Origin of the sequence: Caulobacter sp. ErkDOM-E, assembly GCF_048541895.1 — a bacterium.
Classification (GTDB): Bacteria; Pseudomonadota; Alphaproteobacteria; order Caulobacterales; family Caulobacteraceae; genus Caulobacter.
Genome location: NZ_CP183331.1, coordinates 1,284,113 through 1,310,533 on the forward strand (window position 1 = coordinate 1,284,113; position 26,421 = coordinate 1,310,533).

General features: G+C 62.3%; 27 protein-coding genes and 2 pseudogenes. 19 read left to right on the forward strand and 10 right to left on the reverse strand.

Going from position 1 to position 26,421, the window contains the following annotated elements; genetic code table 11:
* Positions 1-194: 194 nt before the first annotated feature.
* Positions 195-2,387 carry a methyl-accepting chemotaxis protein gene (locus tag ACN2C7_RS06300; RefSeq protein ID WP_419320551.1) on the reverse strand — a complete coding sequence of 731 codons (2,193 nt, stop codon included), beginning with the start codon at positions 2,385-2,387 and terminating at the stop codon, positions 195-197.
* A 476-nt stretch (positions 2,388-2,863) separates the two neighbouring features.
* Here ACN2C7_RS06300 and ACN2C7_RS06305 point away from each other — a divergent pair, with 476 nt between their 5' ends.
* The 3 genes from ACN2C7_RS06305 (at position 2,864) to mug (ending at position 6,143) form a co-directional block, all read left to right on the forward strand.
* Positions 2,864-3,553 carry a glutathione S-transferase family protein gene (locus tag ACN2C7_RS06305; protein WP_419320552.1) on the forward strand — a complete coding sequence of 230 codons (690 nt, stop codon included), beginning with the start codon at positions 2,864-2,866 and terminating at the stop codon, positions 3,551-3,553.
* Between the two features lie 200 nt (positions 3,554-3,753).
* Complete coding sequence (locus ACN2C7_RS06310) at positions 3,754-5,325, forward strand: ATP-binding protein (RefSeq protein WP_419320553.1); 1,572 nt, start codon at positions 3,754-3,756, stop codon at positions 5,323-5,325.
* 308 nt (positions 5,326-5,633) lie between these two features.
* Positions 5,634-6,143 carry a G/U mismatch-specific DNA glycosylase gene (gene mug / locus ACN2C7_RS06315; RefSeq protein WP_419320554.1) on the forward strand — a complete coding sequence of 170 codons (510 nt, stop codon included), beginning with the start codon at positions 5,634-5,636 and terminating at the stop codon, positions 6,141-6,143.
* Here mug and ACN2C7_RS06320 read toward each other — a convergent pair.
* Both ACN2C7_RS06320 and cynS read right to left on the reverse strand, forming a co-directional pair.
* Complete coding sequence (locus tag ACN2C7_RS06320; protein ID WP_419320555.1) at positions 6,140-6,856, reverse strand: methyl-accepting chemotaxis protein; 717 nt, start codon at positions 6,854-6,856, stop codon at positions 6,140-6,142. The genes mug and ACN2C7_RS06320 overlap by 4 nt on opposite strands.
* A gap of 9 nt (positions 6,857-6,865) precedes the next feature.
* Complete coding sequence (gene cynS, locus ACN2C7_RS06325) at positions 6,866-7,345, reverse strand: cyanase (RefSeq protein ID WP_419320556.1); 480 nt, start codon at positions 7,343-7,345, stop codon at positions 6,866-6,868.
* A 352-nt stretch (positions 7,346-7,697) separates the two neighbouring features.
* On the opposite strand from cynS, the gene ACN2C7_RS06330 reads away from it, so the two are divergent.
* From ACN2C7_RS06330 to ACN2C7_RS06355, 6 genes are all read left to right on the forward strand, one after another.
* Positions 7,698-8,756, forward strand: a complete 1,059-nt coding sequence (locus ACN2C7_RS06330) for a methyltransferase domain-containing protein (protein WP_419320557.1) — start codon at positions 7,698-7,700, stop codon at positions 8,754-8,756.
* A 422-nt stretch (positions 8,757-9,178) separates the two neighbouring features.
* A complete protein-coding gene (locus ACN2C7_RS06335; protein ID WP_419320558.1) occupies positions 9,179-9,478 on the forward strand; it encodes a DUF2282 domain-containing protein in 300 nt (99 codons plus the stop codon).
* Between the two features lie 78 nt (positions 9,479-9,556).
* A complete protein-coding gene (locus ACN2C7_RS06340) occupies positions 9,557-10,393 on the forward strand; it encodes a DUF692 domain-containing protein (protein WP_419321419.1) in 837 nt (278 codons plus the stop codon).
* Entirely contained in the window at positions 10,386-11,090 is a 705-nt protein-coding gene (locus tag ACN2C7_RS06345; protein ID WP_419320559.1) for a putative DNA-binding domain-containing protein, read from the forward strand. Before ACN2C7_RS06340 ends, ACN2C7_RS06345 begins: the two co-directional genes overlap by 8 nt.
* 11 nt (positions 11,091-11,101) lie before the next feature.
* A complete protein-coding gene (locus tag ACN2C7_RS06350; protein ID WP_419320561.1) occupies positions 11,102-11,575 on the forward strand; it encodes a DoxX family protein in 474 nt (157 codons plus the stop codon).
* Positions 11,572-12,129, forward strand: a complete 558-nt coding sequence (locus ACN2C7_RS06355; RefSeq protein ID WP_419320563.1) for a TlpA family protein disulfide reductase — start codon at positions 11,572-11,574, stop codon at positions 12,127-12,129. The genes ACN2C7_RS06350 and ACN2C7_RS06355 overlap by 4 nt, the downstream gene beginning before the upstream one ends.
* Positions 12,130-12,160: 31 nt before the next feature.
* Here the strand turns inward: ACN2C7_RS06355 and ACN2C7_RS06360 are convergent, their stop codons facing one another.
* From ACN2C7_RS06360 to ACN2C7_RS06370, 3 genes are all read right to left on the reverse strand, one after another.
* Complete coding sequence (locus ACN2C7_RS06360; RefSeq protein ID WP_419320565.1) at positions 12,161-13,057, reverse strand: LysR family transcriptional regulator; 897 nt, start codon at positions 13,055-13,057, stop codon at positions 12,161-12,163.
* Between the two features lie 105 nt (positions 13,058-13,162).
* Positions 13,163-13,537, reverse strand: a complete 375-nt coding sequence (locus tag ACN2C7_RS06365; RefSeq protein WP_419320566.1) for a hypothetical protein — start codon at positions 13,535-13,537, stop codon at positions 13,163-13,165.
* 199 nt (positions 13,538-13,736) lie between these two features.
* Complete coding sequence (locus tag ACN2C7_RS06370; protein WP_419320568.1) at positions 13,737-14,231, reverse strand: YHS domain-containing (seleno)protein; 495 nt, start codon at positions 14,229-14,231, stop codon at positions 13,737-13,739.
* Positions 14,232-14,700: 469 nt separating this feature from the next.
* Here ACN2C7_RS06370 and ACN2C7_RS06375 point away from each other — a divergent pair, with 469 nt between their 5' ends.
* The 3 genes from ACN2C7_RS06375 (at position 14,701) to ACN2C7_RS06385 (ending at position 16,215) form a co-directional block, all read left to right on the forward strand.
* Positions 14,701-15,165, forward strand: coding sequence for a DUF1348 family protein (locus tag ACN2C7_RS06375; RefSeq protein WP_419320570.1), 465 nt, complete (start codon positions 14,701-14,703; stop codon positions 15,163-15,165).
* A gap of 50 nt (positions 15,166-15,215) precedes the next feature.
* Positions 15,216-15,791, forward strand: a complete 576-nt coding sequence (locus ACN2C7_RS06380) for a pyridoxamine 5'-phosphate oxidase family protein (protein WP_419320571.1) — start codon at positions 15,216-15,218, stop codon at positions 15,789-15,791.
* A 64-nt stretch (positions 15,792-15,855) separates the two neighbouring features.
* Positions 15,856-16,215: a CZB domain-containing protein gene (locus tag ACN2C7_RS06385; protein WP_419320572.1), complete on the forward strand. Its 360-nt coding sequence runs from the start codon at positions 15,856-15,858 to the stop codon at positions 16,213-16,215.
* Positions 16,216-16,491: 276 nt separating this feature from the next.
* On the opposite strand, the pseudogene ACN2C7_RS06390 reads toward ACN2C7_RS06385, so the two are convergent.
* Positions 16,492-16,789: pseudogene (locus tag ACN2C7_RS06390) on the reverse strand (transposase); the annotation flags it as partial.
* 108 nt (positions 16,790-16,897) lie between these two features.
* Between ACN2C7_RS06390 and ACN2C7_RS06395 the strand changes: the two are divergent.
* Positions 16,898-17,173, forward strand: a pseudogene (locus ACN2C7_RS06395) (transposase); the annotation flags it as partial.
* 662 nt (positions 17,174-17,835) lie between these two features.
* On the opposite strand, the gene ACN2C7_RS06400 reads toward ACN2C7_RS06395, so the two are convergent.
* Positions 17,836-19,053, reverse strand: a complete 1,218-nt coding sequence (locus ACN2C7_RS06400; protein ID WP_419320573.1) for a tyrosine-type recombinase/integrase — start codon at positions 19,051-19,053, stop codon at positions 17,836-17,838.
* 233 nt (positions 19,054-19,286) lie between these two features.
* Positions 19,287-20,645, reverse strand: coding sequence for a tyrosine-type recombinase/integrase (locus tag ACN2C7_RS06405; protein WP_419320574.1), 1,359 nt, complete (start codon positions 20,643-20,645; stop codon positions 19,287-19,289).
* Between the two features lie 221 nt (positions 20,646-20,866).
* Here ACN2C7_RS06405 and ACN2C7_RS06410 point away from each other — a divergent pair, with 221 nt between their 5' ends.
* Genes ACN2C7_RS06410 through ACN2C7_RS06420 form a run of 3 tightly spaced genes read left to right on the forward strand, consistent with a single transcriptional unit; the run spans position 20,867 to position 22,480 of the window.
* Positions 20,867-21,859, forward strand: a complete 993-nt coding sequence (locus ACN2C7_RS06410; RefSeq protein ID WP_419320575.1) for a helix-turn-helix domain-containing protein — start codon at positions 20,867-20,869, stop codon at positions 21,857-21,859.
* Complete coding sequence (locus ACN2C7_RS06415; RefSeq protein WP_419320577.1) at positions 21,849-22,226, forward strand: hypothetical protein; 378 nt, start codon at positions 21,849-21,851, stop codon at positions 22,224-22,226. Before ACN2C7_RS06410 ends, ACN2C7_RS06415 begins: the two co-directional genes overlap by 11 nt.
* A gap of 32 nt (positions 22,227-22,258) precedes the next feature.
* The gene (locus ACN2C7_RS06420; protein ID WP_419320578.1) at positions 22,259-22,480 is read left to right on the forward strand and encodes a hypothetical protein; all 222 of its coding nucleotides are present in this window, start codon (positions 22,259-22,261) and stop codon (positions 22,478-22,480) included.
* Here the strand turns inward: ACN2C7_RS06420 and galE are convergent.
* Positions 22,465-23,436, reverse strand: coding sequence for a UDP-glucose 4-epimerase GalE (gene galE / locus ACN2C7_RS06425; RefSeq protein ID WP_419320579.1), 972 nt, complete (start codon positions 23,434-23,436; stop codon positions 22,465-22,467). The genes ACN2C7_RS06420 and galE overlap by 16 nt on opposite strands.
* 396 nt (positions 23,437-23,832) lie before the next feature.
* On the opposite strand from galE, the gene kdsA reads away from it, so the two are divergent.
* The 3 genes from kdsA to ACN2C7_RS06440 are packed head-to-tail and all read left to right on the forward strand — an operon-like array spanning position 23,833 to position 26,420.
* A complete protein-coding gene (gene kdsA, locus ACN2C7_RS06430; RefSeq protein ID WP_419320580.1) occupies positions 23,833-24,684 on the forward strand; it encodes a 3-deoxy-8-phosphooctulonate synthase in 852 nt (283 codons plus the stop codon).
* Between the two features lie 7 nt (positions 24,685-24,691).
* On the forward strand, positions 24,692-25,444 hold the full coding sequence (locus ACN2C7_RS06435) for a 3-deoxy-manno-octulosonate cytidylyltransferase (protein WP_419320581.1): 753 nt from the start codon (positions 24,692-24,694) through the stop codon (positions 25,442-25,444).
* On the forward strand, positions 25,416-26,420 hold the full coding sequence (locus ACN2C7_RS06440) for a KpsF/GutQ family sugar-phosphate isomerase (RefSeq protein ID WP_419321420.1): 1,005 nt from the start codon (positions 25,416-25,418) through the stop codon (positions 26,418-26,420). The genes ACN2C7_RS06435 and ACN2C7_RS06440 overlap by 29 nt, the downstream gene beginning before the upstream one ends.
* Position 26,421 lies beyond the last annotated feature (1 nt).

A 26,421-nucleotide genomic window follows, 5' to 3' on the forward strand; every position in this document is an offset into this window, starting at 1 on the left:
CCGCTGAACGTTCGAAATCCGGAAGGCCCAATTCCGGCGAGTGCAATAAAGCCGTCTCCCGCGGGACAAGCTCGTTTGGGCTTTCGCCGGCAAAGCCCGTCAACTTTCCTGGCCATGCCCCTTCCATCGACGGCTGCGAGCCCCCCCGGGAAGCATCGGCCCTGCCGGCTACGCCCATCGGTTGGCCGCGTCGATCAGGCCGCCCTCTCGCCGCCCCCGGCGGCGACCGCGCCCTGGCCGCACTTGAACTTCCCGACAAGGCTCGTGAGCCGCTCGGCTTCCAACGCCAGTTGTCGTCCCGCCAAACTGGTCTGATCGACCATGGCCGCATTGCGCTGCGTGTTCTGATCCATCAGATCCACGGCGCAGTTGACCTCCGACAAGCTGACGGACTGGTCTTGGGCGGCCGCCGCGATGGAGACAATCAGGCCATCGATGCTTGCGGCCCTGTCCGTGACGTCTCTGAGGGCCTCGCCGGCGCGATGAATCAGTCCCACGCCGCGACCTACATGGTCTTCGGCATTGGCGATCAGGGCGCCGATTTCTCCCGAAGCCGCCGCCGAGCGCTGGGCCAGGGCGCGAACTTCTTGGGCGACCACAGCAAAACCTCGCCCGGCTTCTCCGGCGCGGGCGGCCTCGACCCCGGCGTTCAGCGCCAGGAGATTTGTCTGGAACGCGATCGCATTGATGACCGCGACGATCTGACGGATTTCCTGAGAAGACCCTTCGATTTCAAGCATGGCGGCGATGGCGTCACCGACGATGGTCTGGGCGCCCTCGGCTGCGGCGCGGCTGTCGGTCACCGCCTCGCGCGCGCGCCGCGCCGTGGCGGCCGATTCCCGTACCGTGGCGGTAACCTGGTTGAGGGCTGCGGCGGTCTCCTCCAAGCTGGCGGCTTGTCGTTCGCTCTGTTGCGCAAGATCGTCGGCCGCCACCGCGATCTCCGAGGCCCCCCCGTGCACCGCGCTGGCCGCCTGGGCCAGCTCGCGCACAGTGTGCTCGAGGCCCGCGACGGCGATATTGAAGTCCGAACGCAGGATCTCGAAGCTCGGCGGGAAGGCGCGCGTGATACGCCATGACAGGTTGCCGCCAGAGAGCTTGGCCAGTCCCTCTGCGAGCGCAGCCATGACAGCACGGCGCTCAGCGGTTTCACGCTGGGCCTCGCCATCGCGGGTCTGACGCTCAGACTCCGCTTCGCGTCGCCCGTCTTCCTCGTTTAGCAGGACCTGCCGGTGCTCCACCATGGCGTTGCGAAAAACCTGCATCGAGCGCGCCATGGCGCCGATTTCGTCCGCGCGCGCGACGTAGGGCGTGTCGGACTGATAGTCGCCGCGCGCCAGCCGTTCCACATAGGCGGTCATATGCTCAACGGGCGCAACGATACGCCGCGAAACCACCCAGATCAGAACCAGACCCAGAGAAACGAAGGCGAGACCGGCCGCCAGCATCATCCCCAGGGCGCGATCTGCGCCAGCCATGACCGCGGTCATCGGCGCACTGAGGATCACGGTCCAAACGTCATTTACGCCAGGCGGCCGCACCGGCAAGGCCGCCCAAAGCGCGCCATTGCGATACTGCACCGCAAACCCGGAGCCGCGCGCGTCAGACGATAGCTTCAGCAAGGTTTTGTCCTGCGTGACCTGAGCCAGCAGTCGCTTTTCGCTATGGGCGACCCAGCGATCTTCGCCGCCAAGGATCATCACGCGGCCCTTCCCAAACGGCGCCAACCGGCCGGTGCGCTCCACCATCGCCGCGAGCGAGACGTCGGTCGTCACAACGCCGATCGCCCGACCCGAGCGATGGACAACCGATACCGCCGAGGTCATGGGCACATCCACGCCGTTGACGGGGTAGATGTAAGGCGGGGTGACGATATCGCCGTCCTTGGCCATCGGTCGATCGTACCAGGCCTCAATCCCGCCCTCGGCGGTCATGAGGAGCTTGTCCACACCGATCGTGCGCTCTGGCGTCCAGAAGAAGTAGGGGACATATCGCCCGGATCCGTCGGCCAGGGCGCTGGAACGGAACGCCGCATCGCGGCCGTCCAAAGCGCCGGGCTCGAACGCCACGGCCATCCCGATGAAATCGGGCCGCTCACGCAGGAGGTGCTCGACCGTTCGACCAATTTCGCCACGATCGGTGGCGTCCACCGAGGCGCTCAGGGCCTCGACGGCGCCCGCGCCCGCGTGGGCATGGGCGACGGCAATGCCGATATCTTTGGCGATCCGCTCCGAGTATCCGTCGAGAAGCGCATGGGCTTGCGCCTCCGCCACCCGCTGACCATCACTGCGGATGACGGCCCAACCGGCCATGGTGATGCCGAGCCCGGTAGCCAGCAGCAACGCCGCCACCGCCAGCGCCAGTCTAAACTGCAGCGTGCGGGTCATCGGAGTTTTCACGTAATTTGGTCCTTTAGTCGCCTCGCGCGCTTGGACCGCGAGCAAACTGACGTCGCGGCGCAGGGGCGATCGGGGGCAGAAAGATGTTTCGGCGAGCGCCGATCGAAAGCGCGCCAATCGACGGCCTTCCGGGACCAGAACCAACACGGCGCAGATCGCGGTCCGCCTGGCCAAGAGACCAGGATTGGTCCGTGACGCCCCAAGCAAGGCGACCCGAACCCATCATCGGGTCGCGGCGTGCGGCGCTGAAGGCGCTAAGCTTGGAAAACACTATTTCAAAATCGCGTCTGGCCGCGAAACGGGCGGGGCGCTACCGCCGCAAACACACGCTGACGTCTTGCGGTCCAGGGCTGGGCGCTCGGCTTGGTCTTGGCCTGGCGTCCTGGTCGGGGGCGGCCGAGCGAGCCAGGGTGATCGGGCTGAAGGCTCGGGACAAGGCGGCTATGACTACGAACGGGATTTGAATGAACAAGCTAACTCTGGTCAGTCATCCGCTTTGTCCTTACGCCCAGCGCGCGTCGATCGCCGCCAGCCAGCTTGGCTTACCGGTTAAGCGAGTCAATATCGACCTTGACGCCAAGCCGGCCTGGTTCCTGGCGATCTCGCCGACGGGCAAGGTTCCCATTCTACGGATCGAGCTTGCGCAGGGCGAAAGGCACGTTCTTTTCGAGAGCGCGCCGATCGCTGAATATCTCAATGATCTGGGGGGAGGAGCTCTGCTCGAGACGGACGATATTGTCCGTGCGCAGCAGCGGGCCTGGATCGAGTTCGCCTCGGGAACGCTATCCGAAATCGCAGGCCTTTACTCGGCCACGACCAAACGGTCGTTTCTGGCCAAGGCTGTCGCGATAAGAGCGCGTTTGGCTCAAGTGGACAGAGTTGTCCAAGGGCCGTGGTTTGGCGGCTCTCGATTCAGCCTGGTCGACGCTGCGTTTGCGCCGTTGTTTCGCTACGTGGATTTCTTCGAAGCGCAGCTTGGCCTGCAGCTTGATGAGGGACTCAAGAACCTCAAGGCCTGGCGATCACGGTTGTCGGTGGATGCGACGGTTCGCGCAGCGGTTTCCGAAAACTATTGGTCGCGGCTGCACGCCTTCCTCTTGTCGCGATCATCCTTCGTCTCGGCGCAGCTAAGGGCGCGGTCAGGCGCGGTTTAGGCGGATACGGCCCGGTCTGAGGGATGCCCAAGACCCACGGGCCGCTGCAAGGGCTACGTCGCGGCCGCGATGCGACAGGCAAACCTGAAACAATGATTTGCGAAATCGGCATCTAATCCCGCGGGGGTTCTGGACGCAGGGTGGCTTGCACTCGTTTTACCCCCAAACCCCTGGCCACCCTGGACTTGGAGCCCGCAACGATGGAAATTCATCCGGAGAAGTCTAGCGAAATGGTTCCGCAGCTTCATGCCGCAACTGGGGGTCTTTTCGCTCGCGCTTGCGACAAAGCTGCTATTGTTGTCCGCACAGACCTGAACGGCAACATCATCGAATGCAATGACAAGTTCTGCGAAGTTAGCGGTTATACACGCAGCGAGATCATTGGCGCCAAACATAACATTTTCAGCCCTGACCGCTACCCACCCGAATTCTTCCCCGACATGTACGAGGCAATTGTCGCAGGCGGCACATGGAGCGGTACGGTGTGCTGCCGCCGCAAAAGCGGCAGTCTCTACTGGCTCGACACCACCATCACGCCGCAGCTGGATGCGGCAGGCGAGCCTGTTGCCTACCTGGCCATCCGCTTTGATGTCACCGCCCACCAGCAAGCCTTGGCCGATCTTGCCGAGGCGCAGCAACGCTGCGAATCCGCAGCGCGCGCCAAGGGACGGTTCCTGGCGACGATGAGCCACGAACTGAGAACGCCATTGACTGGCGTGATCGGTCTTACCGAGCTACTGGCTCAGACGCCATTGGATCTAAAGCAACAGGACTACGTCGCCTCCCTGCTGGAGGCGGCCCGCGCATTGCACGCAATCGTCAACGACGTCCTGAGCCTGGCGAAGGCCGAGGCCAATCCCGTTATTCGTCCGGCCCCGGTCAATCCCGCCGATTTTCTTGCTGCGACAATCCGGCTGCTCTCGCCAATCGCCGCCAAGAAGGGCGTTGCGTTGTCGCTTCGATTGGCAGAGGGCGTGCCCGAGGTCATTGTCGCCGACGCTGATCGCCTTCGGCAGATTGTCGTCAATCTGGTCGGCAATGCCTTGAAGTTCACCGAAGTTGGCGAGGTGAGTGTTGAGGCTGCCTGGCTCGGCCCAAGAGACGGAGGCCGGCTTCGCATCGACGTGATCGACTCCGGTCCAGGCTTTCCCGCCGAGTTGGCCGAGCGGATCTTTGATCCCTTCGAACAGGTCGACAACTCCGCCACGCGCCTGCACGACGGCGCCGGACTGGGGCTGGCGATCAGCGCCCACCTGATCAAGGCCATGAACGGCGAGATCGCTGCGGAAAACCGGCCCGAGGGCGGTGCGCGCTTCTGGTTCGAAATTCCGGTAGAAACCTGTCGGGTGAAGATCGCTCAGCTTCAACCGCTCGTCCGGGTTGAAAACGAACCGCTTGAGGTGTTGATCGTTGAGGACAATCCGATGCTGCAACGCTTGATCAAGACGATCCTGGAAAGCGCCGGTCATGTCTGCGCGGTCGCAGACAACGGCGCGGTCGCCCTGGAGATGATGCGCGCTCAGCCGTTTGACGTATGCCTGATGGACCTGCGCATGCCGATCATGGATGGGATCACCGCGACTCGCATCATTCACCAGGAGCCGCCCGGCGGCTGGGGGGCTCCGCCGATCATCGCGCTCAGCGCTGATGTCCTGGATGGCGACATGGAGCACTACTCCGATCTTGGCTTCCATGCCTTTCTTGCAAAGCCGATCGACGCCAGCCTGTTGTTGAGAACGATCGGCGGCGCTGCGATGGCGACCGCAGTCTAGCGGTGGCTCAAGCTTCGGCGATCCCCTTTGGCCACTTGGCGCCCGCCGCTCGCCGGCGGGGAAGGGGCGCTTCATGCGGTGCTCACGATCTGGTCTGGGCGACGATGGGGGGCTTGCCCGGTGCGCAGCGGCGTTCAAGGAGGAGGCTTACGATCCCCGGGACGCGGTTTCTCCCCGGTGATAGCCGGCTATCGGCCACCCGCCCGGCCAGGGCGCAAACCGTCTGCGATCAGCGATCCGCTGGTCATGCAAGGGGCGGGCGCCGACAACCGCTTTTCGCCCATACCGGTGCGTTGATGCCAAAGCCTTTGCCCGACATCGTCGGCCCGGATCTCAAAATCCTGTTCTGCGGACTCAATCCCGGTCTCGTGGCGGCCGCGACGGGCCGGCATTTCGCCGGGCGCGGCAACCGTTTCTGGGAGGTCTTGCACCTTTCCGGGCTCACGCCGACGCGCCTGACGCCAGAGCAGGACCGTGAGATCCTCCGATACCGATTGGGTCTGACCTGTGTCGTTGATCGACCGACCGCAGGCGCGCAAGCGGTGGCGCGCGAGGAGTTCGCGCGGGCCGGCCAGGCCCTGGCCGACCAGGTGCGGCGGCTCAGGCCGCGATGCGTGGCCTTCCTGGGCAAGGCGGCCTATGGCGCCATACGCGGTGAACGCTCGCTCGCGTGGGGCCCCCAGCAGGAGACGTTTTCAGGCGCCGCGACCTGGGTGCTGCCCAACCCCAGTGGGCGCAATCGCGCCTTTAGCCTCGACGATCTCGTCGAGGCCTATGCCTGTCTGCGTGGAGCCGCACCAGGCCATGACCCGCGCTAGCCGCCAAACAGATTGCGGCGGATCGTAGAGGTGATGCTCTTGACCTGCCCGCTCACGGTATTGACCTCGTTGGCGATCACCGCGAAGCCGCGCCCGGACTCGCCCGAGCGCGCGGCCTGAATCGCCGCGTTGACTGAAATCATGTAGACGGAATTGTTGAGCCGATCCAAGTCCGACAGCCAGCCCGTCAGCCGTGCATTGCCCTCCTCCGATACACGAGAAAGCTCCACGGTGAATTGCTCGACGAGGGCGTTCATCCGCTCAAGCAGCGTTACGGCCACAAACTCCGATAGCGTATACAGCGCCTCATCGTCGCCCACGCCCATGCGCATGGCGTGCACGACCTGAGCGCACTCCCTGGAAAAGCGACCTGCGGTCTCGTCAAAGACCGAGGCGTGGGGCGTGAGAAACTGGGAGAGATGAGCGAAAAGCGTTTGCTCGATGCCAAAGACGCTGGGGTCCGTGGTGAAGCCCCTGACCAGCGCGTCAAAGTCGTCGAGGGTCGCCTGCGCGCGATCGATGAGGCTGGACCGCGCCGCGCCCTCGCGCGCGCCGGCCAGGGCCAGGAACATGACAGCGCGATGCGGGAAGAACCTCAGGCGCGCGCCCTGGTTTGTAAGGCGCCCGAGCAAGCCTCGCCACTCGGCGACACGGTCTTCCGGAAGGTTGGACCCTGCGACCCCACCCCGGACCTTCTGCAACGGCTGCGCCACGACGATTTCCTACTCGTTCGACACGGCGAACGCAGCGTCGCGATCACACTCGTAGTATTTGAAGGCCAGAAACTTGCCGCTCATCGTGATGCGGACCCGATCGCCCTTTGGGTCAATCTCGCGGCCCAGATCGAGGTTGAAATCAATGGCCGACATGATGCCGTCGCCAAACTCCTCCTCGATCAGCGCCTTCCAGGCCGGACCGTTGACCATCAAAAGCTCATAGAACCGATAGAGCAATGGATCGCTGGGCGGCATCGGCGTCCCGCGGTTTGGGATTTCGCCAAGCATCTTGATCTCCTCGGCGTTGAGCCCGAGGAACTGGCCGACCTCGGCGGCCGCCCGCGGCGCCAGTCGCATCTGCCCCAGCAGCGCGCCCACAGTTAAAACGGGAGAGAGCGGCAGGGCGAAAGCATAGATCTCACCCCATGTCAGTCCACGCTGGCGTTTGATGTCCAATATCTTTTCGGTCAGCTGGTCGCGCGTCACAGTTCACCTTCCGCGTTAGGACGCCCCTGAAACTTACCGGACCGCGCTGGGCGACCCGGAGGGGGCGCTGCTTTGTCTATGGCGCGAAACCGACATGAAAATCGGCGCGCCAACTGCAAGGCTGTAGTGAGCAGGCTGTCTGTAGAGGTGGCCGCTAAGCCAGCGCCTGCCGAAGCAGTATTGTCAGGAACAGGCATCGGCCAGAGCAGCGTTAATCCGGAACACACTATTTCAAAATCCGGGATGGCTGGAACGCGCCCGGGGCCGCAGCCTGCGAACGGTTTTGAACGCTTGGCCGCGAGCGCGCCGCCTCGCGGACTCGCCGTTCGTGGCAGGCTTGCGGTGTGGAGCGATGGCGGCGAGTTTCCATCAGTGGCTTGAGAAAGGCCTCCAGGCCAATGCGGTGGGGGACGCCGATGGCGCCGTCGCCGCGTTTCGTGAGGCGCTGCGGATAGATCCGAGCGCGAGCGCGGCATGGTCGGGGCTTGGCCCGGCGCTTCTCAGCATCGGCCGGGTCGGCGAGGCCAGGCAGGCGCTGGCCCAGGCCCATCAAGCGGATGATCCACCGCCGGCCAGGCTTTTGGGCGACGCGGTCAAGGGGCCCGCCAAAACTCAGGCGCAGGCGTGTCTGGCCTGGGTCGGCGACGCCCGAGCCGTGATGATCCGGGTTCTCCATCAAGCCTGCCGTCGTCCGGCGCACGTCGGGCGTCGCCAAGCGGCGGCCGTTGTTGGAGGGGATCTTCTGGCCCCGGAGGCCAGGAACGTTATTGGCCACCCCAGGATCGGCCTGCCGGCCTCGCATGACCCAGACCGCGCGCCGGCGGATGAGCCGCTGGCCACGATTGATGGCCTGGCCAAAGATCTCGACGCCAAGGTGGTCGACGACTTCGAATACGATATCCCGCAGCATCTCGCCGACATGCTCGGCGACTGCGCCTCTGCGCGGATGCTCGATCTGGGCTGTGACGAGGGCCTGATGGCCGCGGCCCTGGGCGACAAGGTCGCGCGGGCGACGGGTGTGGATATCTCAGGCGCGATGCTGACGGCCGCACGGGCGAGCGCTGTCTACAACACGCTGGTTCACGACGACATTTCAGAGTTTTGCTTTCGGTGTCGGACCCGCTTTGATCTCGTGGTCGCCGCCGGCGTCTTCAACCGTTTTGGCGCGCTCGACAGCCTTTTTGCGGATGTCCATCGCGTCCTGGCGCCGGGCGGCTACTTTGCCTTTAGCGTCGAGCGAGGCGAGGACGACTGGGCGTGGCTCGGATTTGGACGCTTCAGCCACAGCCTGGCCTACCTCACCCAGCTGTCGATGGGGCGGTTTGACGTCGTCGACTGTCGAATGGCGCGACTTCGCGACCAAGGCGGCCGACGGGTGATCGGATTCCTGCAGGTGTGGAGGCGTCGCTAGCACGGGTCGGGGTCCGTTGGGCGCCGCAGGCTTTGGCCACCGTTGCGCGACGTGAAACAGATCCTGTCTTTGTGAGCACGTTATCGCCTCGGGGTCTGCAACCTATCTTCCGTCTCGGCGCAGAGGCCAGATGAGAAGGGTATTGTTGGACGAGAGGCGGGCGGCGGCAAGATATCTTGCGGCGATCCGGGCTCGTCAAACGCAGAGGATTGAACAGCGAGCCTTGCAGTGGAGACACTGCGGGCAGGTTGTACAACCGAACGTTTATGCGCGAACGGCAAACGGACGACCCGTGGTTTGATCCCCATTTTTCGGCGGGACGTCCGGCCCAGGCGGCAAGACCTTTCTCAATGGCTTCTGCGCCACCGCGAAGGCCTTGGGCCGAACGCGCAAATGCTGATTCAATTGAAGGAGACTTAGTAATGACAATTAACCGTTCTGCCTTCCTGGCCGGCCTGCTTGCCGTCGCTCTCACCCCCATGGTCGCTGACGCCGCCGAGCGCCCGGCCCGCGAGAAGTGCTTCGGCATTTCGGTGGCAGGCCACAATGACTGCGCCGCAGGGCCGGGAACTTCCTGCGCCGGGACCTCCAAGGTCGACTATCAGAGCAATGCGTGGACGCTTGTTCCCAAGGGCACCTGCACGACGATGAAGTCGCCGACTTCGTCGACGGGCTTTGGCCAGCTCGCCGCCTTCACTGCCAAGCCCAAGCCCAAGGCCTAGGTCTTGTCGTCCGCGCCTCAAGAACCCCTGGACCAGATCCAGGCCGCGGCGCCAGGGCGCGCGACGGGCGGCGGCGAGCTGCCCGTCGCCGTGGGCCTGGGGCTTCGAAGAGAGCACGCCGCCCAGTTGCTGGCGGGATGCGCGGATGTCGGCTTCCTTGAGGTTCACGCGGAAAACTACATGAACGCCGGCGGCGCGGCGCTGGAGTTGCTGGAGCGGCTGGCGGATATCTATCCGATCTCCCTCCACGGCGTGGCGCTGTCGCTTGGCGGCATGGACCCGCCCGATCGCGCCCACCTGGAGGCTTTGAGGGCTTTGGTGGAGCGCGTTCGGCCCGCAGCCGTCTCCGAGCATCTGGCCTGGTCAGCGCACGAGGGAATCTATTTCAACGACCTTCTCCCGATCGCCTACAGTCGGGCCGCACTCGATCGGGTCTGCGACCACGTCAAAGCCGTTCAGGACCTCATCGGGCGGGCGATCCTCCTGGAAAATCCTGCCCGCTACTATCCTCTGGCGGGCGGCGAATTCGAGGAGACGGAATTTCTGCATCGCCTTGCCGAGCGCACGGGGTGTCGGCTCCTGCTCGACGTCAACAACGTCTACATCTCAGCGCAAAACTTGGGCTTTTCCGCCGCGCGTTACTTGCAGGACTTTCCTGTTGATCGGATCGGCGAAGTTCATCTTGCCGGACATGAGTCCGTTACGCTCCAACTCGAGGGGCGCAAGCTGCTCGACAGTCACGGCGCGCCGGTCGCTGATCCTGTGTGGGAACTCTATGCCGACCTCCTGGCGCGGACCGGACGGTTGCCCACCCTGATCGAGCGGGACAACGACGTCCCCGCCTTCGATGAACTCCTGGCGGAGCTGCGCCACGCCCGCCGGCTGATGGGCGCGATCGGAGCGCGCCGTGGGTGAGGTCGCGCGCATCGCACAAGCCGTGCTGTCCGGCGGCCTTTCCGCGCCGGAGGCGGGTCCGGCTTTTGAAATCTATCGCAACAACTATCGGCAAGGTCTTGCCCGTGCGCTGACGCAGAGCTTCCCGACCGTCGAGCAGTTGGTCGGGCCCGATTTTTTTGCCGCCATGGCCCTGGAGTATGTCGAGGCCACACCGCCCACCTCGCGCTACCTGAGGGACTATGGCGCGACCTTTTCCGATTTTGTCCGCGCTTTCGCCCCGGCCGCCGCGGTCCCCTATCTCGCTGATGTCGCCGAGCTGGAATATGGCCTCGTACAGGCGTTCTACGCCGCCGATGACGCCGATGATCCGCCGAGCGATTTGGCAACGATCGGATTGGAGAGCCGGCTGAAGTGGCGAACGTCCACCCGCGTGGTCAGGTCGGCCTATCCGATCGTATCGATCTGGCGCGCGCACAAGTCTGGTGAGACTCTGGAGGGCGTCGACTGGCGATCAGAGACGGGCCTAATCACCCGCCAGGCGCATAATGTCGGCGCCTCCGCCCTCGACGTGGCCGAGGCCATCGTCGCGGACGTGTTTCGCCAAGCATCCCCTCTGATCTCGGCGCTGGAGGCCCTTGGGTCCGATGCAGCGCCGGCCGCAGCTCATGCCTTTCGTCGCTTGCTCGACCTGCAAGCCCTGTCGATTTCCAAATGAAAGTCACACACATGCACAAGTTGACAAACTCAGGCGAAACGCTCGTTTCGCGGACCTATCTGCGGCTGGTTTCCATCCTCGATCGGACGCCCAACAGCTTGACGCAGATTCTGCTTCGCTGGGGGCTCGCAGGGGTGTTCTGGACCTCCGCGCGAACCAAGGTCGAAGGCGTTATGACGGTGTCGGACGGCACTAAATATCTCTTTGCCGAAGAGTATCGCGTCCCGCTTCTCAATCCCGATCTTGCGGCCTATGCCGCCACTTACGCCGAGCACGCCTTCGCCCTCAGCCTTTTTGTCGGCCTGGCGACCCGTTTGTCGGCCGTCGGGGTCATCGGTATGACCCTGGTGATCCAGCTGTTTGTCTATCCCGATGCGTTCGTGGGCGTGCACCTTGGATGGTTTGCGATGGCCGTCGCCATTCTGGCCTGGGGCCCCGGGGCGATCTCGGTCGACCATCTTCTGCGTCAGCGGTTTATCCGATGAGCCCGGCGCCCGTCAGTCGTCGCGCCGTTCTGAGCCTTGGCCTGGCGGCGGGTGCGGGCGCGGGTTCGGCCTGGGCCCAGGCCGGCCGGGACGGCCTGGGCACACCTCCTTTGGTTTACGGGTTCTCGGGGCGCGCCGCAGTGGCCGGGGCCTTCACCGATCGCCGGGGACGGGAGCAAGGGATCTCCGATTTTCGCGGGCGCGTGGTGCTGGTCAACCTGTGGGCAACCTGGTGCGGGCCGTGCCGGATCGAGATGCCGAGCCTGGATCGTCTGGCGGGCGCGTTCGCCGGCGATCTGACAGTGCTCCCGGTATCGTTCGACGGACGGGGCTGGCCCGCAGTCGACGAATTCTGGGGAGAGCGCTTTGCGCACCTGAAGCCCTACCTGGCCAAAGACAGCGCGCTCACCGACGGGTATGGGGCGTTGGGGCTGCCATTCTCGGTGCTGATAGATCGCCAGGGTCGCGAGGTTGCGCGTCTGCCCCGCGCGGCCGAGTGGGATAGGGGGGCCTATCGCGCGGTTGTCGCTAAGACGGTGCTCGCCCGGGGCTGAACGCGCCTCCGGCCGCCGCCGACGGGCTCGGCTAGTTCAACAAGCGGTTGGCGCGCAGGCGCTCGACCGCGAGATCGACAAAGGCGCGAACCTTGGCCGAGGCGCGCCGCCCCTCGGGGTGGACGACGTGGATGGGCAGGGGCTCTTCTTCGTAGTCGGCCAGAACGATCTGCAGCGTCCCTTCGCGCAGCTCCTCGCCAATTTGATAGGAGAGAACGCGTGTCAGGCCCCAGCCGTCGCGCGCCGCATCAATCACGGCCTGGTTGCTGTTACAGAACAGTCTGGGTTCCACGACGACCGAGGTCTTCCGCTCACTACCGAACCGCCATTCAAGGTTGGTCCAGGCGCTGGTCGCCGCGATGATCCGGTGGTTGACGAGATCGTGGGGGATGCTTGGCGCCCCGTGTTGTTCGAAATACGAGGGTGAGCCGCAGATCACCCGGCGCACCTGGCCGACCCGGATCGCCGACAGCCCAGAGTCGCTGAGATGTCCGATCCGAATGGCCACGTCGATACCCTCTTCGACGAGGTTCGTGGGGCGGTCGAGAAACAGCGACTTGCCGACGACCTGCAGATTCTGGTCCAGATATTCTTGCAGAATGGGCATGATATACATCTGCCCAAACAGCACCGACGCCGTGATCGTCAGACTGCCCTTGGGCTCGGTATAGGCGCCCGACGCCGTCGCGCCGGCTTCCTCGACATAGGCGAGGATTTTCTGGCAGTCGTCAAAGTAGCGTTGGCCAACATCCGTCAACCGCACCACGCGTGTCGTGCGCGTGAACAGTCTGACGCCCAAGCCCTCTTCCAGCAGAGCGACAGCTCTGGTGACGGCGGGCGGGCTCATATTCAATTGACGCGCGGCTTCGGCAAAACCACCGCTTTCGGCGACCCGGACAAATACCTGCATAGCCTGGAGGCGCGCCATGACTTATCTCTTCACCGAATCTTGCGATCGTAAGAGTACCTGCGAAAGCCGCAAAGTCCATCCGGACGCGCTCCGGCGGCGGCTGACGGGGGCGGGGCGCCTGGCCTAGTGCACGGCCTTCGACGGGGCCGAGAAATCCGGACGCGAGCCGGCGGTAATCTCAAGCATGGTCAGTTCAAGGGCGCGAGCCTCCACAAGCTCGAGCTCCTGGGGCGACAACCCCATCCGCAGGGCGCGGCTCCTGCTGGCCGCGATCGCGATCTCGCTGAACGAGCGGACCGCTAGAGCGAAAGTGATCGCCGCAGAGGCCTTGACGTCAAAGCTTCGACCAGCCCACGCCGCGTCGATCTCCGCGCCCGTCAATCCCGCTGAGCGGGCCTCTTGCTCGGCCTTCGCTCTGGTCTGCGGACACACGCACCGGGCCAGCAAGGCCAGCGCCAGCTGGGCTCCGAGGCTCGGGGAGAGGCAAAAGCGTTTCATGGAATCTGTTCACTGAATATGCCGAAAAAGCAAACCCGGCGCCCCTCCCAGGGGCGCTCGCAAGCGAGCGGGGGGAGGGGCGCCGGGCGCCTGCCGGGACACGATGGGGGAGCAGGGGTGGAAAAGCTCCCCTACTGGGCTTCCGGGCGGGTGGGGATGGAAAGCCGCAGCGTGTCCGGCAAGATCTCGCCGAAGCCTATTACAGGCTTTCCGGCGTCTTGTTCTTGATCTCCGGCCAGTTCTCTTCGGCCTTCACCAGGTTGCCGGGAATGTCGCGGTTCCAGGCAACGGCGACGTCTTCATTGACGTTCAGATAGAGCTTCTTGTCGACGATCTTCCAGACCATCGGATCGCCATCCAGCTTCTTCTCGAGTGCAACGCCCATGGCGCAGAAGCCGCCGTACTGCGGCGCGTAAGCGGCCGGAGTGGCCTTGAACATCTTCAGGTTCGCGGCCGAAGCGAAGTGATAGGTGGCGCCGTTGAACTTCGCCGAGAAGCGGGCGTCGCCCATGCTCGGCTTGCCGGCGCTGAAGTAGGCGACGGGATCATAACCGCGCAGCGCCAGATTGGCCTCGTCGGTGTTCACCGCCGCCGCCGAGGTGGGGACGATGGCGTGAGCATGCGTCACGAGCAAGGGGGCGGTGATCATCAGGCTGACCGCGCCGATGATGGCGCGCGTGGCTTTAAAAGACATGGTGTTCTCCAATTGTGTCGGTCGGCGAGTTGCGCCGGGTCCAGGAAACGCGAGGGGGCTGGAGACGGGTCTCCGTATGCCGACGCCAAGGTATGGGACCGGCCCCCGGTGAATAAGCCTCGTCGCGTGCAATTGATTGTTTCACGCCCATCACGGATCGAAGCGGTGAGGGCGCCGACTAGACCGAGGAGCCGCGCATAAGCGCGTGGCGCGCGAGCCGTCTGTCAGACCTTTGCGCGGGTACTGCTCAAGCGTTCAGTGTCCGGCCGACCGGCGGGCGAGCCAATACAGGACGACATCCTCACCGTTTCACTGACTGAAACTGATTGTTGCTGACAAGATGTATTATCCAGACACGGTTTTGGCCGCCTGATCGCCGGCGGAAGTTTCGCTGACGATTGCGTCGGCTGGGTCTCCCGGTCGTCACTGTCGCGGCGGCTGGTTCTCGTTCCGCAAAAGGTTGACGTCCATGGCCCGCCCTCCGCTCCCGCCTTTTGATCGCGACACCGCCGCCAGGAAGGTGAGATTGGCGGAGGATGGATGGAATTCGCGCGACCCGAGCGCGGTCTCCATGGCCTACACCGAGGATAGTGTCTGGCGTAACCGCTCTGAATTCCTCAGCGGCCGCGAAGCGATCGTGGCTTTCCTGACCGGCAAGTGGCAGGGCGAGCTCGAGTATCGTCTGATCAAGGAGCTTTGGGCGTTTACGGAAAACCGCATCGCCGTCCGCTTTGCCTACGAATGGCTGGACGGGTCAGGACAGTGGTGGCGCTCGTATGGAAACGAAAACTGGGAATTCGATGACGGTGGCCTCATGCGTCACCGCGTCGCCAGCATCAATGATCTGAAAATCCTTGAGCAGGATCGGCTGTTTCGGTGGCCGCAGGGACGTCGTCCGGACGACTACCCCAGCCTGTCCGATCTTGGTCTCTAGGTTGAGCGAGATCTTGGAGATGGGGAGGGTGGCAAGTGGGGCATAGGTTTATGGAGCTGGCTTTCACGCCGTCGGTGGTCGCCGCGCAGGAAGCCCAGGGAAGTCGCCAGGCCTATGAAGGGTTTGACGCCGGGCCGGCTTTCAATAACGCGCTCGACAGCAACGAAGTCGGTTTCATCCTCGAGCGCGACAGCTTCTACATGGCCACGGTGGGTGAGACGAGCTGGCCCTATATTCAGCACAGGGGCGGACCCCCGGGGTTCCTCCAGCCTGTGGACGCGCAAACCCTCGTGTTTCCGGATTATCGCGGCAACAGACAATATATCAGTCTTGGCAATGTCGGCGCGGGCCCCAAGGCCTGCCTGTTTCTGATGGATTACGAGCGCAAGGCCCGTTTGAAAATCCTCGGGCTGGCCTCGGTCAGCCAGGAGCGCCCTGACGGCTATGTCGATGTCACCGACGATGTTCGGCGCCGGGTTGAGCGCTACTGGACGGTAAAGATTGAGGGCTTTGACTGGAACTGCCCCCAACACATCACTCGGCGCTTTTCCGAACAGCGTGTTCGCGAATTGATCAAGGCCCTCAGCGACCGGGTCGAAGATCTCGAGAGCGGCGCACAAAGTTAAACGACGGTCTTGACCGCGTTTAATTCCAATCCTGAATCTCAATCAAAATATACAGGGGTATTCTATGTCTGAGTTTCTCGACAAAGCGTTTATGACCCATTCTGCCGTTAAAAGCAGGCTCAGAAAAGCTATCAAGGGAGAGGAAAATATCGAGCCAACGACCATCCGGCGTGACGATGTCTGCGAGGTGGGCAAATGGATATACGGCGAGGGTGGCAGCAAATTTTCGTCAGTGCCGGTATTTGTAGAGTTCAAAAAGGTTCATTCTGAATTCCACAAATGTGCGTACGATATCATGATGATGTACAACTCTGGAAAGATCGCCGAGGCAAATCGGGATCTTGACCACGGTGCGTTTGAGAAGAAATCAAATGAAATCGGCGATTGTATCATGCGCATGAAGCGCGATCCCCAGTTCAAGTAGCGTGTGAACATTTGTCCGCCGCCCGCGCCTTGAGGTAAGCTGAGTGCTCCGCGTCTGAGACGGTTCTGACCTCGTCTTGGACCCCGTTGACGAAGCGAGTTCCCAAATCCGTTGATTCTTGGTTCAGGGCCGCTCTCTGAGCAGAGCGGCCTTGGGTCGTGGCTTGACGCCGGGTGTGCGCGGGCGTCCTTCGCGCCGCTCGCGGGGAATATCTCAGGTTCAGCTGGGCCGCATCTGGAGGACGCCAGGGCGACCGATATTGGAGGTCATTGCAGCCAGAGCGTTCCGGGGCCCGAGCGCGGCCTTTTTTTGGATGTCGCGCTCCATCCGCAGGTGGTCGTTCTCGCGGCGCAGGCGGGCGTTCTCAGCTGCCAGATCAGACGGCGACCGGGCCTGCGCTTGCGTGTGGGGGCGCCTCGCCAGCCCCGTCGCCTGCGTCCCGTACTGGATCATCCATCGTCGCAGGACCGTCTCATGCAGGCCCAACTCCCGAGCCACCGCGCCAGCCGAAAGGCCGCTGCTGGCGACACGGTCGTTTGAAAGTCTCCGGAAAGACTCGACGCTTCACGCTCATCAGGCGCTCCTCTCCAGCTCCGAAAAGCTAGGCAGTGTGGACAAAGTGGATTCCCAAATCGGCTGATCACTGATTCAAGGCTGTTCTTTGGGGAGAGCAGCCTTGGTTCGCGGTTTAATGTCGGACGATGAGTGGGCCATCCGCGACGACTTGGCGACAAGGGGCGTCGCGGCTGTCATTCCAGCCAAGCGAAACCGCAAGGTTCAGCCCGTCATCGACGGGCACATCTACGCTCTGCGAAACTTGGTCGAGCGCTGCTTCTCAAAGCTCAAAAACAACAGACGGTTGGCTACCCGATACGACAAGACAGCCGGCAGCTTCCTCGGCTTCATTCTCGTCGCATCCATACGACTGTGGCTCAGGCACTTTGTCCACACCGCCTAGGATGGATGTCCACTGAAACGGGGGAGGATCAGTGCTCTCCTCCCACAAGGTCGAGGTCTTGCGAGACTTGCCCACCAAGGCTTCAAGCTAGGAAATCCGGGCCGCCATGCGCTCGATCAACACCCCCTTTTTCGCACCCTTCGTGATTGAGAAGGGGCCGCGTCGGGGGCGACGGCCCCGGGATCACCGCCTGGTGCTTGACGGGGTGTTCTGGATCGCTCGAACGGGCACGGCCTGCGTAAGCAGAAGGCCAGCTCCCAAAAAGCTAGCATGGGCGTCCATTGAAACGAGAGAGGATCAGGGACGCCTCAATTGGGGCCTTACTGCAGCTGGTGCGGGCGGCCGGAATCGAACCGGCATAGCCTTGCGGCTGACGGATTTTCGTACCACTTCGGCTTTAGCCGCCGGTCCGTTGGTCGGGCCGTTCGTGGTCTGGACTATCCCTTCACCCTGCTCTGGCACGCCAGAGTTTAGGTGCTGCCCGTCTAGTCTCTACACCTTCCCCTGGAGGGGCTTGGCTCGGGATTGCCATCTGACAGGGTTCCCCGAATTTGAGCAGTTCTACGTCCTGAGTTTCCCCTGGCGCACTCAATCCTTGGCTTAAGTCCGTTGCGTCTACCAGTTCCGCCACGCCCGCCTAAACCGAGCCGAGCTATAGTCGGCTAGGTTCGGGGCGTCGAGGGCTTCGAGCGTGCGCGAGAAAGACCATGCCGAACGGCTGTGTTCGCCGATCGGGTCGGCGAGGGCCGCGTCTTGCGTACATTGATCGCCGAGGCGTCGATCATGTTTTTGATATGAGCCGCGTAATAGGTCTCGATCATCTCGACGCTCGTTCGGCAGTTCTTGGCGACCTGGTAGATGTCAGCGCCTTCCATCAGGCGCATGCAGATGTAGGTATGCCGCAGGCTGTAGATGGTGCGCGATTGACCCTCTCGATCCACCTTCAGGTTCAGCTCCTCAAGAACGGTGTTGAAGAGCTGCCGGGGGAATTGTGGAAATAGTCGGTCCGTCGGCTGGCCGTCGCTACGTGACTGAACGCGCTCGAACGGCGTCACGGCGCCTGGCATGCTTTTGCACCACCCCACCCCGCGCTTTCCTCTGACAGCAATTTCCAGAATGCGCTGGCCGGTCGGCTCATCAACCGCGACCGTGACGTCGCGAAATTCCAAACTCAGCGCCTCGTCGGGGCGTAGGCCTGTGTTGGCCATAAACAGGACGAAGTCGTGCAGATTTTCGCCGACGGCGCGCCAGCGCGCCGCTTTGGGGTTTTTGGCGCGCTCACGCGTGGCCTCGTAGAGGCGTTTGTACTCCTCCGGCGAGAACCATGCGCGGTGGGAAATTTTGCTCGACGCCCGATAGGGCGCCGAAAGATCTGGGAGTTGCTCCAGCCAGCGATGGCGATGAGCGGTCTTCAGCACCTGGCGAAGGCAGACGATCTCCTGGTGCAGAGTGCTGCGAGCGGGAGGTTTGCCGTTGCGCTCGGTCTTCATGCGATGAACCCGGTAATCCTGCACCGTGCCGGCAGTGATTTCACCCACCACCATCTTTCCGAAGAATGGGTTTAGGTGGTTCTTGATGCGCTTCCGATGGCCCTCAACATAGATCGGGCTGCGATCGCCCTGTGTGATGATCGCGAACTCATCAACGAAGCGATCGGCGACTTGGGCAAAGGTCTTGCCGGGCTTTAGATCGCCGGAACGGTATTTGCCCAGCAGGCCGAGATACCAGTCGCTCGCGACGTCCTTGGCGCGCGCCAAGCTCTCTTCGCGGGTGGTCGAGCGTTGTTGCTGGCCTGCGACCGAGCAGGCGCACTGCCAATAGGGACTGCCGGAGCGCCTATAGACCTGCACCTTCCCGTCCATGAGGTCGTGTCGCGCCATTGCCGTCTCGCTTCCACACGTTTTCGAGCGGGAGGCTGCCAGCAAAAGGTTAGCGGGGGCCTTTCGCTTGGGATTAGGGGGCGGTTGATCGCGACGGCGTGGACACGGTTAGGGCGGCGTCAAGGCGATGGCTGCGCTCCGTGCGGAGCGCGGACGCCACCGGGATGGACCGTTCGGTCCATCCCTTCGCCAATGGTCGCGTCGGCCGGTTCCGGCCTTTGGCGACCATTCGGTTAGGCGCGGGAGCGAGATCCTCGGACAGCTGCACGTACGGGCGCGGATTTGCGGACGTTAATCGCAGATGCATCGATCACGTTCTTGATGTGCGACGCATAGTAGGTCTCGATCATCTCGACGCTGGTTCTGCAGTTCTTTGCCACTTGGTAGATATCGGCGCCGGCCATCAAGCGGCTGCTGATGTAGGTGTGGCGCAGGCTATAGGCGGTTCGACGCTGTCCCTCACGGTCAACCTTCATGTCCAGCTCGCCCAGGATGGCGTTGAACAGCTCGTGTTGGAGGGATGGGAAAAGACGTTCGGTTGGTCCGCTCACGTTCATAGCCTTCAGCCGCCTGAACGGCGTGATTGCTTCCGGCATGCTTTTGCACCAGCCGACGCCGCGTTTGCCACGCACTGCAATTTCCAAGATGCGCTCGCCGGAGCCTTCGTCTGTCACGATGGTGACGTCCCGATGCTCAAGCCGAAGAGCTTCGTCGGGCCGCAAACCCGTGTGCACGAGGAAGAGCACGCAATCGCGAAAATTCTCGCTGGCGCTGCGCCACCTTTCCTTGAGCGGGTTTCTGGCCCTCTCGCGAACGGCCGCCTCGAACAGTTTCCACTCTTGGGGTGAAAACCAGGCTCTATGGGAGATCTTTCCTGACTGGCCGTAGGGCGCCGAGAGGTCGGGCAAGTGGCTGATCCACTGATGGCGAATGGCGGACTTCAGCACTTGGCGCAGGCAGACGATCTCCTGGTGCAAGGTGCTGCGGGCGGGCTGCTTGCCATGCCGCCCTCCGTTCATTCGGTGGATGCGATAGTCCGCAATCACGCCCGATGTGAGCTCACCCACCGTGCAATCGCCGAAGAATGGAACGAGGTAGTTGGCCAGCCGCCGCCGATGTCCCTCGACATAGACAGCATTGCGCTGACCACGGGTTAGGGTCTCGAACTCGACCATGAAGCGGTTGGCTGCCTCGCGAAAGGTCTGCTTGTGCGCGCTGGGCGATGCTTGGCTGGCGCGCGGTCGTGCCGACGGTTGCGGGTGCCGCACAGGTTCCGAATTGACCACGGCGCCGCTATCGCTCGCCACCGCCAGATACCAGTCCCGTGCGAACGCTGTCGCACGATTGAGGCCGTCTTCGCGGGTATTGGCGCGGTGCTGCCGTCCGTCGACGGAGCAGGCGCATTGCCAGTTTGGGCTGCCGTTTCGCAGGTACAGCTGAACCCTGCCGTCCATGAGCAGGTAGCGATCGTCACGGGCGGTCTGGGAGTGGGAAAGACTGTGTTGTGCTAGCTTTGTGCTAGGCGTCGCTGCACGGCGTCGATAAGTCGTTGTTGTTTTTACGGATTTTTTAGCTTCGGCGGTGGTGCGCATAGGATTTTAAGTCCGGCGCGTCTACCATTCCGCCATGTCCCCGCAGCCCGTGGCGTAAGGGTTTTCGGCCCTAATCACAAGGCGTTTGCCGATGTGAGAAAGGGAACGATCCGAGAACCTGGGGAGCCCTTTGGAACGGGTGTGACACAGAATCGACCACAGTCCGTTCCCGTTATGATCTCGCGCCCTGATTTCCTCTGCCTCTCCCGGAGGGGCTAGGGATGTGCCTCGATGCAATCAAGCGGGCGTACAGTGCGGCCATCGGAAATGCCGGCGCCAAGTTCCTCTTGGTAACCCTGGCCGAGCACGCGCGCGACGCCGGCGACGGCAAGTGGACCTGCTATCCCTCGGTCAAGCGCCTCGCAGAACTGACTGCTCAGGGAGAACGGACTGCCGAGCGGCATTTGGCCTGGCTGATCACCGAGGGCTGGATCAGTCGCGAAGTGAGACAAAATCGTCGCCACGGCGGAAGTGCTTACTTCTACACGCTGCATCTCGCTGAGGCCAAGATTGGTGGCGAAGTTGTCCTCGATCTGAACCTCCAGACGGGTCAAAACTCCGCCAAAATGGCGGCCACTCAGCGCCCCGTGCTGCGCCAATTTGGCGCCGATCACCCGCCAATTTCGACAGGAACACCCGCCAAATTGGCGCTCGCCTATATAGAGGAACCTGTAACTGAACCTGTAAATGAACCAGACGCGCCAAAGGCGACGAATGACGAGACGCGGTTCGCCGAGTTTTGGTCGGCCTACCCGCGGAAGGTGGAGGAGCGGGGAGCCAGGACGATTTTCCTAAACCTGATCCGCCGGGGCGACGCCTCTGTCGATGCGCTGATCGAAGGCGTAAAACGGTATGCCGTAGCGGTTCGGGGTTGCTCGCCACAGTTCATCAAATCCCCAACGAACTGGCTCAACAGGGGGTGTTGGGCGGATGGGGCGCCTTCGTCAGCCCAAGCCGTTGCTAGCGGTGAGCGCCCCATAGTGGCCTTCCGAGGGCCAGCGGACGTCTGGGACGCCATCGCTAGTGCCAAAGGCCCCGATTGGGCCATGAGCTACCTCGCGCCGTGCGCCTGGTCCTCCTCGTCTCGAGCCTTAATCCCTCGAACCAGTTTTGCCGCCGGCAAGCTCCGCGACGAACTTGGCGGTCTGCTGGGCCAATTGTCGGTAACGATCGTAGAATCCCCGACCACGATAGGAGCTGCTCATGTGCGCTGAAGACCGCGATGTCGTTCAGCGGCTGGCCTGGGCTGGGATCACCCTGAGCGCTTCCCTCGACGTCCCTGGCGGCAGCGAAACCGTCCCGCTCGATGTTGAGCAAGCGGTCGCCTATATGGCCGACCCCAAGGTCTTCTCCGCTCGCTATTTCGGGATCAGCGTGGATGACTATGAGATGTGGGTGGCCTCGGGAGGACTTGCGCATTGCGTAGCGCCCACAAAGGCTGGCGAGCGCTGCCGAAATCTTGTGAGGGGGGCAAAGCAACTGTCCGCCAGGCAGTGGGGAGAGCATCAAGCGGGACTTTGTGCGCTGCATGAGCGGGGACAATTTGTGCCGAACGTCCCTACTTTAAATACGAGAAAGTAATCGGTCGAAAATTCCGCCCAATCATAAAATTATTGATTTCTTTAGTTTCTATAGAGGCCTTTGCAGCCTTTGCAGCCTTTGCAGCCTTTGCAGCCTTTGCAGCCTTTGCAGCCTTTGCAGCCTTTGCAGCCTTTGCAGCCTTTGCAGCCTTTGCAGCCTTTGCAGCCTTTGCAGCCTTTGCAGCCTTTGCAGCTCTATTGAAACGCTGCCAATGTGAGCTTAGTGGTCTAGGCGCTTGCTACGTTTGCGTCTGATGCCAGCGCCAGGCGCTGCCGAGAATGGCGTCGAGATCGCGCGACGGCGCCCAGCCCAGTTCGGCGCGGGCCTTGGCGTTGTCGCCGACCAGGATGGGCGCGTCGCCGGGGCGGCGGGCCGCCATCTGCACGGGCAGGGGCTTGCCGGTGGCGCGCTCGACGCCGGCGATCAGCTCCCTGACCGTCGTGCCGTGGCCGGTGCCGAGGTTGTAGCTGGTGCTCTGCGCCCCATCGAGCAGGCGGTTCAGGGCCGCGACATGAGCATCGGCCAGGTCCAGCACGTGGACATAGTCGCGCACGGCGGTGCCATCGCGGGTGTCATAGTCGTCGCCGAAGATCGTGAAGTGCGACCGCTGGCCCAGGGCCACCTGGATGGCCAGGGGAATGGCGTGGGTCTCGGGCTCGTGCCACTCGCCGATCCGGCCTTCGGGATCGGCGCCGGCGGCGTTGAAATAGCGCAGCACCGTGGAGCGGAAGCCGACATAGCGGCCATAGTCGGCTAGGGCCTGCTCGACCATCAGCTTGCTGCGGCCATAGGGATTGAGCGGGTTCTGCGGATGGGTCTCGTCCATCGGCAGCGTCACCGGATCGCCGAAGGTGGCGCAGGTCGAGGAGAAGACCATGGTCTCGACACCGGCCCGGCGGGCGGCCTCGATCAGGTTGATGGTTCCGGCCACGTTGTTGTCGAAGAAGGCGCCGGGATCCTTGACCGACTCGCCGACCTCGATACGGGCCGCGAAATGCAGGACGGCGACGGGCCTGTGGGCGGCGAATACCGCGTCGAGCCGGGCGGCGTCGCGAATGTCGCCGATTTCCAGCGGACCCCACTGGACGTGTTCGCGGTGGCCGTTGGACAGGTCGTCGAACACCACTGGGGTGAATCCCGCCGCCGCCAGGGTCAGGCAGGTGTGTGAGCCGACATAACCAGCGCCGCCGGCCACAATAACGTTGTTCACTTGTTAAAAGTTCCTATGGGAATAATCCGAGGCGTCAGCTTGGCTAGTTGCCAGAGTGCATCAGAATTATTTGAATTTAACTTGCTTTCAAGAGGCCTTGCTCTGTCGAGTAAATCTAACAACAATTTTCAATTGTTGTTTTGAGGGGTGTTTTCCCGAGTCGATACCATTGTTTTGTTCAAGAGGGTAATCGAATGTGAACGAAGGGTGAGCTTCGCTCTATTATGATTTCCTCGTCAGAAACTCTGCATCTTTTTGACGCCCACTCCTAAAAAAAGCATCATCTCGTTTCATAAATCTTGCTTCTATCTCTCATATTTGAGAGGCGTTCTAATGACGACATGATCGCCATCGAGATAGCAAGCGCATGTCAGTATTACTATTTGTGGGGATATCATGAGCGCACCAAACGCCGTCGTTGAGGTCAAGACCGCGAACGGAAAGCCCGTTCGCATCGGTAACGGCGAAAAGCTGTCGATCATCGCCGGCCCCTGCCAGATGGAAAGCCGCCAGCACGCGCTGGAGACCGCCCATGCCCTGCGCGAGATGGCTGACCGCCTGGGCGTCGGCCTGATCTACAAGACCTCCTACGACAAGGCCAACCGCACCTCGGCCAACGCCCAGCGCGGCATCGGCCTGCAGGACAGCCTGGCGATCTTCCAGGAGATCCGCGAGGTCACCGGCCTGCCGACCCTGACCGATGTCCACGAGATCAGCCACTGCGCCCCGGTCGCCGAGGCCGTCGACGTGATCCAGATCCCGGCTTTCCTGTGCCGCCAGACCGACCTTCTGGTCGCCGCCGCCAATACGGGTCGCGCCATCAACATCAAGAAGGGCCAGTTCCTGGCCCCGTGGGACATGAAGAACGTCATCGCCAAGGTGACGGGCGCCGGCAATCCCAACGTCATGGCCTGCGAGCGCGGCGTGTCGTTCGGCTACAACACCCTGGTCAGCGACATGCGCAGTCTGCCGATCATGAAGGAGATCGGCTGCCCGGTGGTCTTCGACGCCACCCACAGCGTGCAGCAACCGGGCGGCCTGGGCGGCTCCTCGGGCGGCCAGCGCGAGTTCGTGCCGGTGCTGGCCCGCGCCGCTGTCGCGATCGGCGTAGCCTGCGTGTTCATGGAAACTCACCCCGACCCCGACAACGCCCCGTCCGACGGTCCTAACATGGTGCCGATGAGCCAGTTCGAGGCCCTGATCGCCAACCTGCTGGAATATGACGCCCTGACCAAGGCTGGAGCGTAACCAGTCCATGCCTAGCGACACGTTGGTTGTAATTCCGGCTCGACTTGCCGCCAGCAGGCTCTCAGGCAAGCCGCTGGCGACTATCGGTGATGCGCCGATGATTGTTCATGCGTGGCGTCAAGCTGTAGCGGCGAACTTGGGGCCCGTTATAGTTGCTGCGGGCGATCAGGAAATTGTTGATGCTGTTGAGTCGTTCGGTGGGGCCGCGATTCTAACCGACCCTGCTTTGCCTTCGGGAACGGACAGGGTTTGGAGCGCGGTTCAAGCCTTTGATCCGAATGGTCGATTTTCGATGGTTGTTAACGTCCAGGGCGACATGCCCTTTGTTGATCCGGGCGTCGTCGGCATTTGCGGGAAGCTTCTTCTACGTCCTGACTGCGACATATCCACGGCGGCTGCTAGGGATGATAGCGCCGGTGCCGGGGAAAATGCCAATACAGTGAAGGTCATACTCTCCAGCGCGGATGAAGACGGTTCTTTTGAAGCGATCTATTTCACCCGCAGCAATATCTATGAAGGCACCCCCATACTCAAACATGTGGGAATATATGGATTTAAGCGCTCTATTTTGGAGCGTTTTTGTGAACTGGAGCCGAGTCCTCTTGAGAGGCGCGATTCGCTTGAGCAGCTGAGGGCAATTTCGGCAGGTATGCGTATCCGGGCAGCTGAGGTCGAGGGGGTGCCGATCTCGGTTGACACGGCTGAAGATCTTGAATTGGCGCGGCGTGAATATGATCGCCTGCAAACAGGGAATCGATAAGTTGGATTACGTAGTAGATAGCTTCAACAATCTTGAGGTTGGGCGTCGAGTGCTCACTTTGGAGTCCGATGCTCTTGCGGCCCAAGCTGGCTTTCTAGATGAGAACTTTTCGCGGGCCGTCAATCTTCTGCACTCCCTAAAGGGACGGATTGTCTGCAGTGGCATTGGCAAGTCTGGTCATGTTGCGCGGAAACTAGCCTCAACGTTTGCTTCGACCGGGGCTCCTGCGTTTTTCGTGCATCCTGCAGAGGCCAGTCATGGCGATCTCGGAATGATCGGCGGGGACGACGCTCTACTGCTTCTGTCCAAGTCGGGAGAAGCGAAGGAACTATCAGACCTACTCATTTATGCGAAGCGTTTTGGAATTCCGATTATTGCAGTTACCGCTGCGCTGGAAAGCGCTTTGGGAAGTGCGGCCGACATCCCGATCCTGCTGGCGAATGTGCCTGAAGCGACAGCATGCGTGAGTGCGCCGACCACATCCACCAGTCTGCAAATCGCAATCGGTGACGCTCTCGCTGTGGCGCTGCTGGAAAGGAAGGGTTTCACTTCGACTCAATTCCGCAATTTCCATCCTGGTGGAAAGCTAGGCGCGATGTTGCTTACGGTTGGCGACATTATGCACCGTGGAGATCAGGTGCCACTTGTGGGACATGACTGCCCAATGGGAGATGCCCTGTTAGTTATGACGAGCAAAGCCTTCGGTATTTTGGGAGTAACCTCTGACGAAGGCGCTCTGTTGGGTGTGATCTCGGATGGAGATCTCAGGAGGCATATGGATGGCCTGCTGGACAAGACGGCCTCACAAGTGATGACGGCCGGTGGCCGTGTAGTAGAGCAATCTTGCATGGCGTCAGAGGCGCTACGCCTCATGACTGATGTCGGCCCGGCAGTGACGACACTCTTCATAACGAATGGCAATGTACCCATCGGCGTAATTCAGATGCATGACATTATACGGCGTGGCGTGGTGTAGT

What these genes read in the sequence shown, in the direction of transcription:
- ACN2C7_RS06355 (WP_419320563.1), top strand. Translation starts at nt 11,572, where the DNA reads ATGAGCCCGGCGCCCGTCAGTCGTCGCGCCGTTCTGAGCCTTGGCCTG.
- kdsA (WP_419320580.1), top strand. Translation starts at nt 23,833, where the DNA reads ATGAGCGCACCAAACGCCGTCGTTGAGGTCAAGACCGCGAACGGAAAG.
- ACN2C7_RS06310 (WP_419320553.1), top strand. Translation starts at nt 3,754, where the DNA reads ATGGAAATTCATCCGGAGAAGTCTAGCGAAATGGTTCCGCAGCTTCAT.
- ACN2C7_RS06385 (WP_419320572.1), top strand. Translation starts at nt 15,856, where the DNA reads ATGTCTGAGTTTCTCGACAAAGCGTTTATGACCCATTCTGCCGTTAAA.
- ACN2C7_RS06300 (WP_419320551.1), bottom strand. Translation starts at nt 2,387, where the DNA reads ATGACCCGCACGCTGCAGTTTAGACTGGCGCTGGCGGTGGCGGCGTTG.
- ACN2C7_RS06305 (WP_419320552.1), top strand. Translation starts at nt 2,864, where the DNA reads ATGAACAAGCTAACTCTGGTCAGTCATCCGCTTTGTCCTTACGCCCAG.
- ACN2C7_RS06440 (WP_419321420.1), top strand. Translation starts at nt 25,416, where the DNA reads ATGATCGCCTGCAAACAGGGAATCGATAAGTTGGATTACGTAGTAGAT.
- ACN2C7_RS06365 (WP_419320566.1), bottom strand. Translation starts at nt 13,537, where the DNA reads ATGAAACGCTTTTGCCTCTCCCCGAGCCTCGGAGCCCAGCTGGCGCTG.
- ACN2C7_RS06330 (WP_419320557.1), top strand. Translation starts at nt 7,698, where the DNA reads ATGGCGGCGAGTTTCCATCAGTGGCTTGAGAAAGGCCTCCAGGCCAAT.
- ACN2C7_RS06400 (WP_419320573.1), bottom strand. Translation starts at nt 19,053, where the DNA reads ATGGCGCGACACGACCTCATGGACGGGAAGGTGCAGGTCTATAGGCGC.
- ACN2C7_RS06405 (WP_419320574.1), bottom strand. Translation starts at nt 20,645, where the DNA reads ATGCGCACCACCGCCGAAGCTAAAAAATCCGTAAAAACAACAACGACT.
- ACN2C7_RS06435 (WP_419320581.1), top strand. Translation starts at nt 24,692, where the DNA reads ATGCCTAGCGACACGTTGGTTGTAATTCCGGCTCGACTTGCCGCCAGC.
- ACN2C7_RS06370 (WP_419320568.1), bottom strand. Translation starts at nt 14,231, where the DNA reads ATGTCTTTTAAAGCCACGCGCGCCATCATCGGCGCGGTCAGCCTGATG.
- ACN2C7_RS06335 (WP_419320558.1), top strand. Translation starts at nt 9,179, where the DNA reads ATGACAATTAACCGTTCTGCCTTCCTGGCCGGCCTGCTTGCCGTCGCT.
- ACN2C7_RS06360 (WP_419320565.1), bottom strand. Translation starts at nt 13,057, where the DNA reads ATGGCGCGCCTCCAGGCTATGCAGGTATTTGTCCGGGTCGCCGAAAGC.
- ACN2C7_RS06375 (WP_419320570.1), top strand. Translation starts at nt 14,701, where the DNA reads ATGGCCCGCCCTCCGCTCCCGCCTTTTGATCGCGACACCGCCGCCAGG.
- ACN2C7_RS06415 (WP_419320577.1), top strand. Translation starts at nt 21,849, where the DNA reads ATGTGCGCTGAAGACCGCGATGTCGTTCAGCGGCTGGCCTGGGCTGGG.
- ACN2C7_RS06380 (WP_419320571.1), top strand. Translation starts at nt 15,216, where the DNA reads ATGGAGCTGGCTTTCACGCCGTCGGTGGTCGCCGCGCAGGAAGCCCAG.
- ACN2C7_RS06410 (WP_419320575.1), top strand. Translation starts at nt 20,867, where the DNA reads ATGTGCCTCGATGCAATCAAGCGGGCGTACAGTGCGGCCATCGGAAAT.
- ACN2C7_RS06350 (WP_419320561.1), top strand. Translation starts at nt 11,102, where the DNA reads ATGCACAAGTTGACAAACTCAGGCGAAACGCTCGTTTCGCGGACCTAT.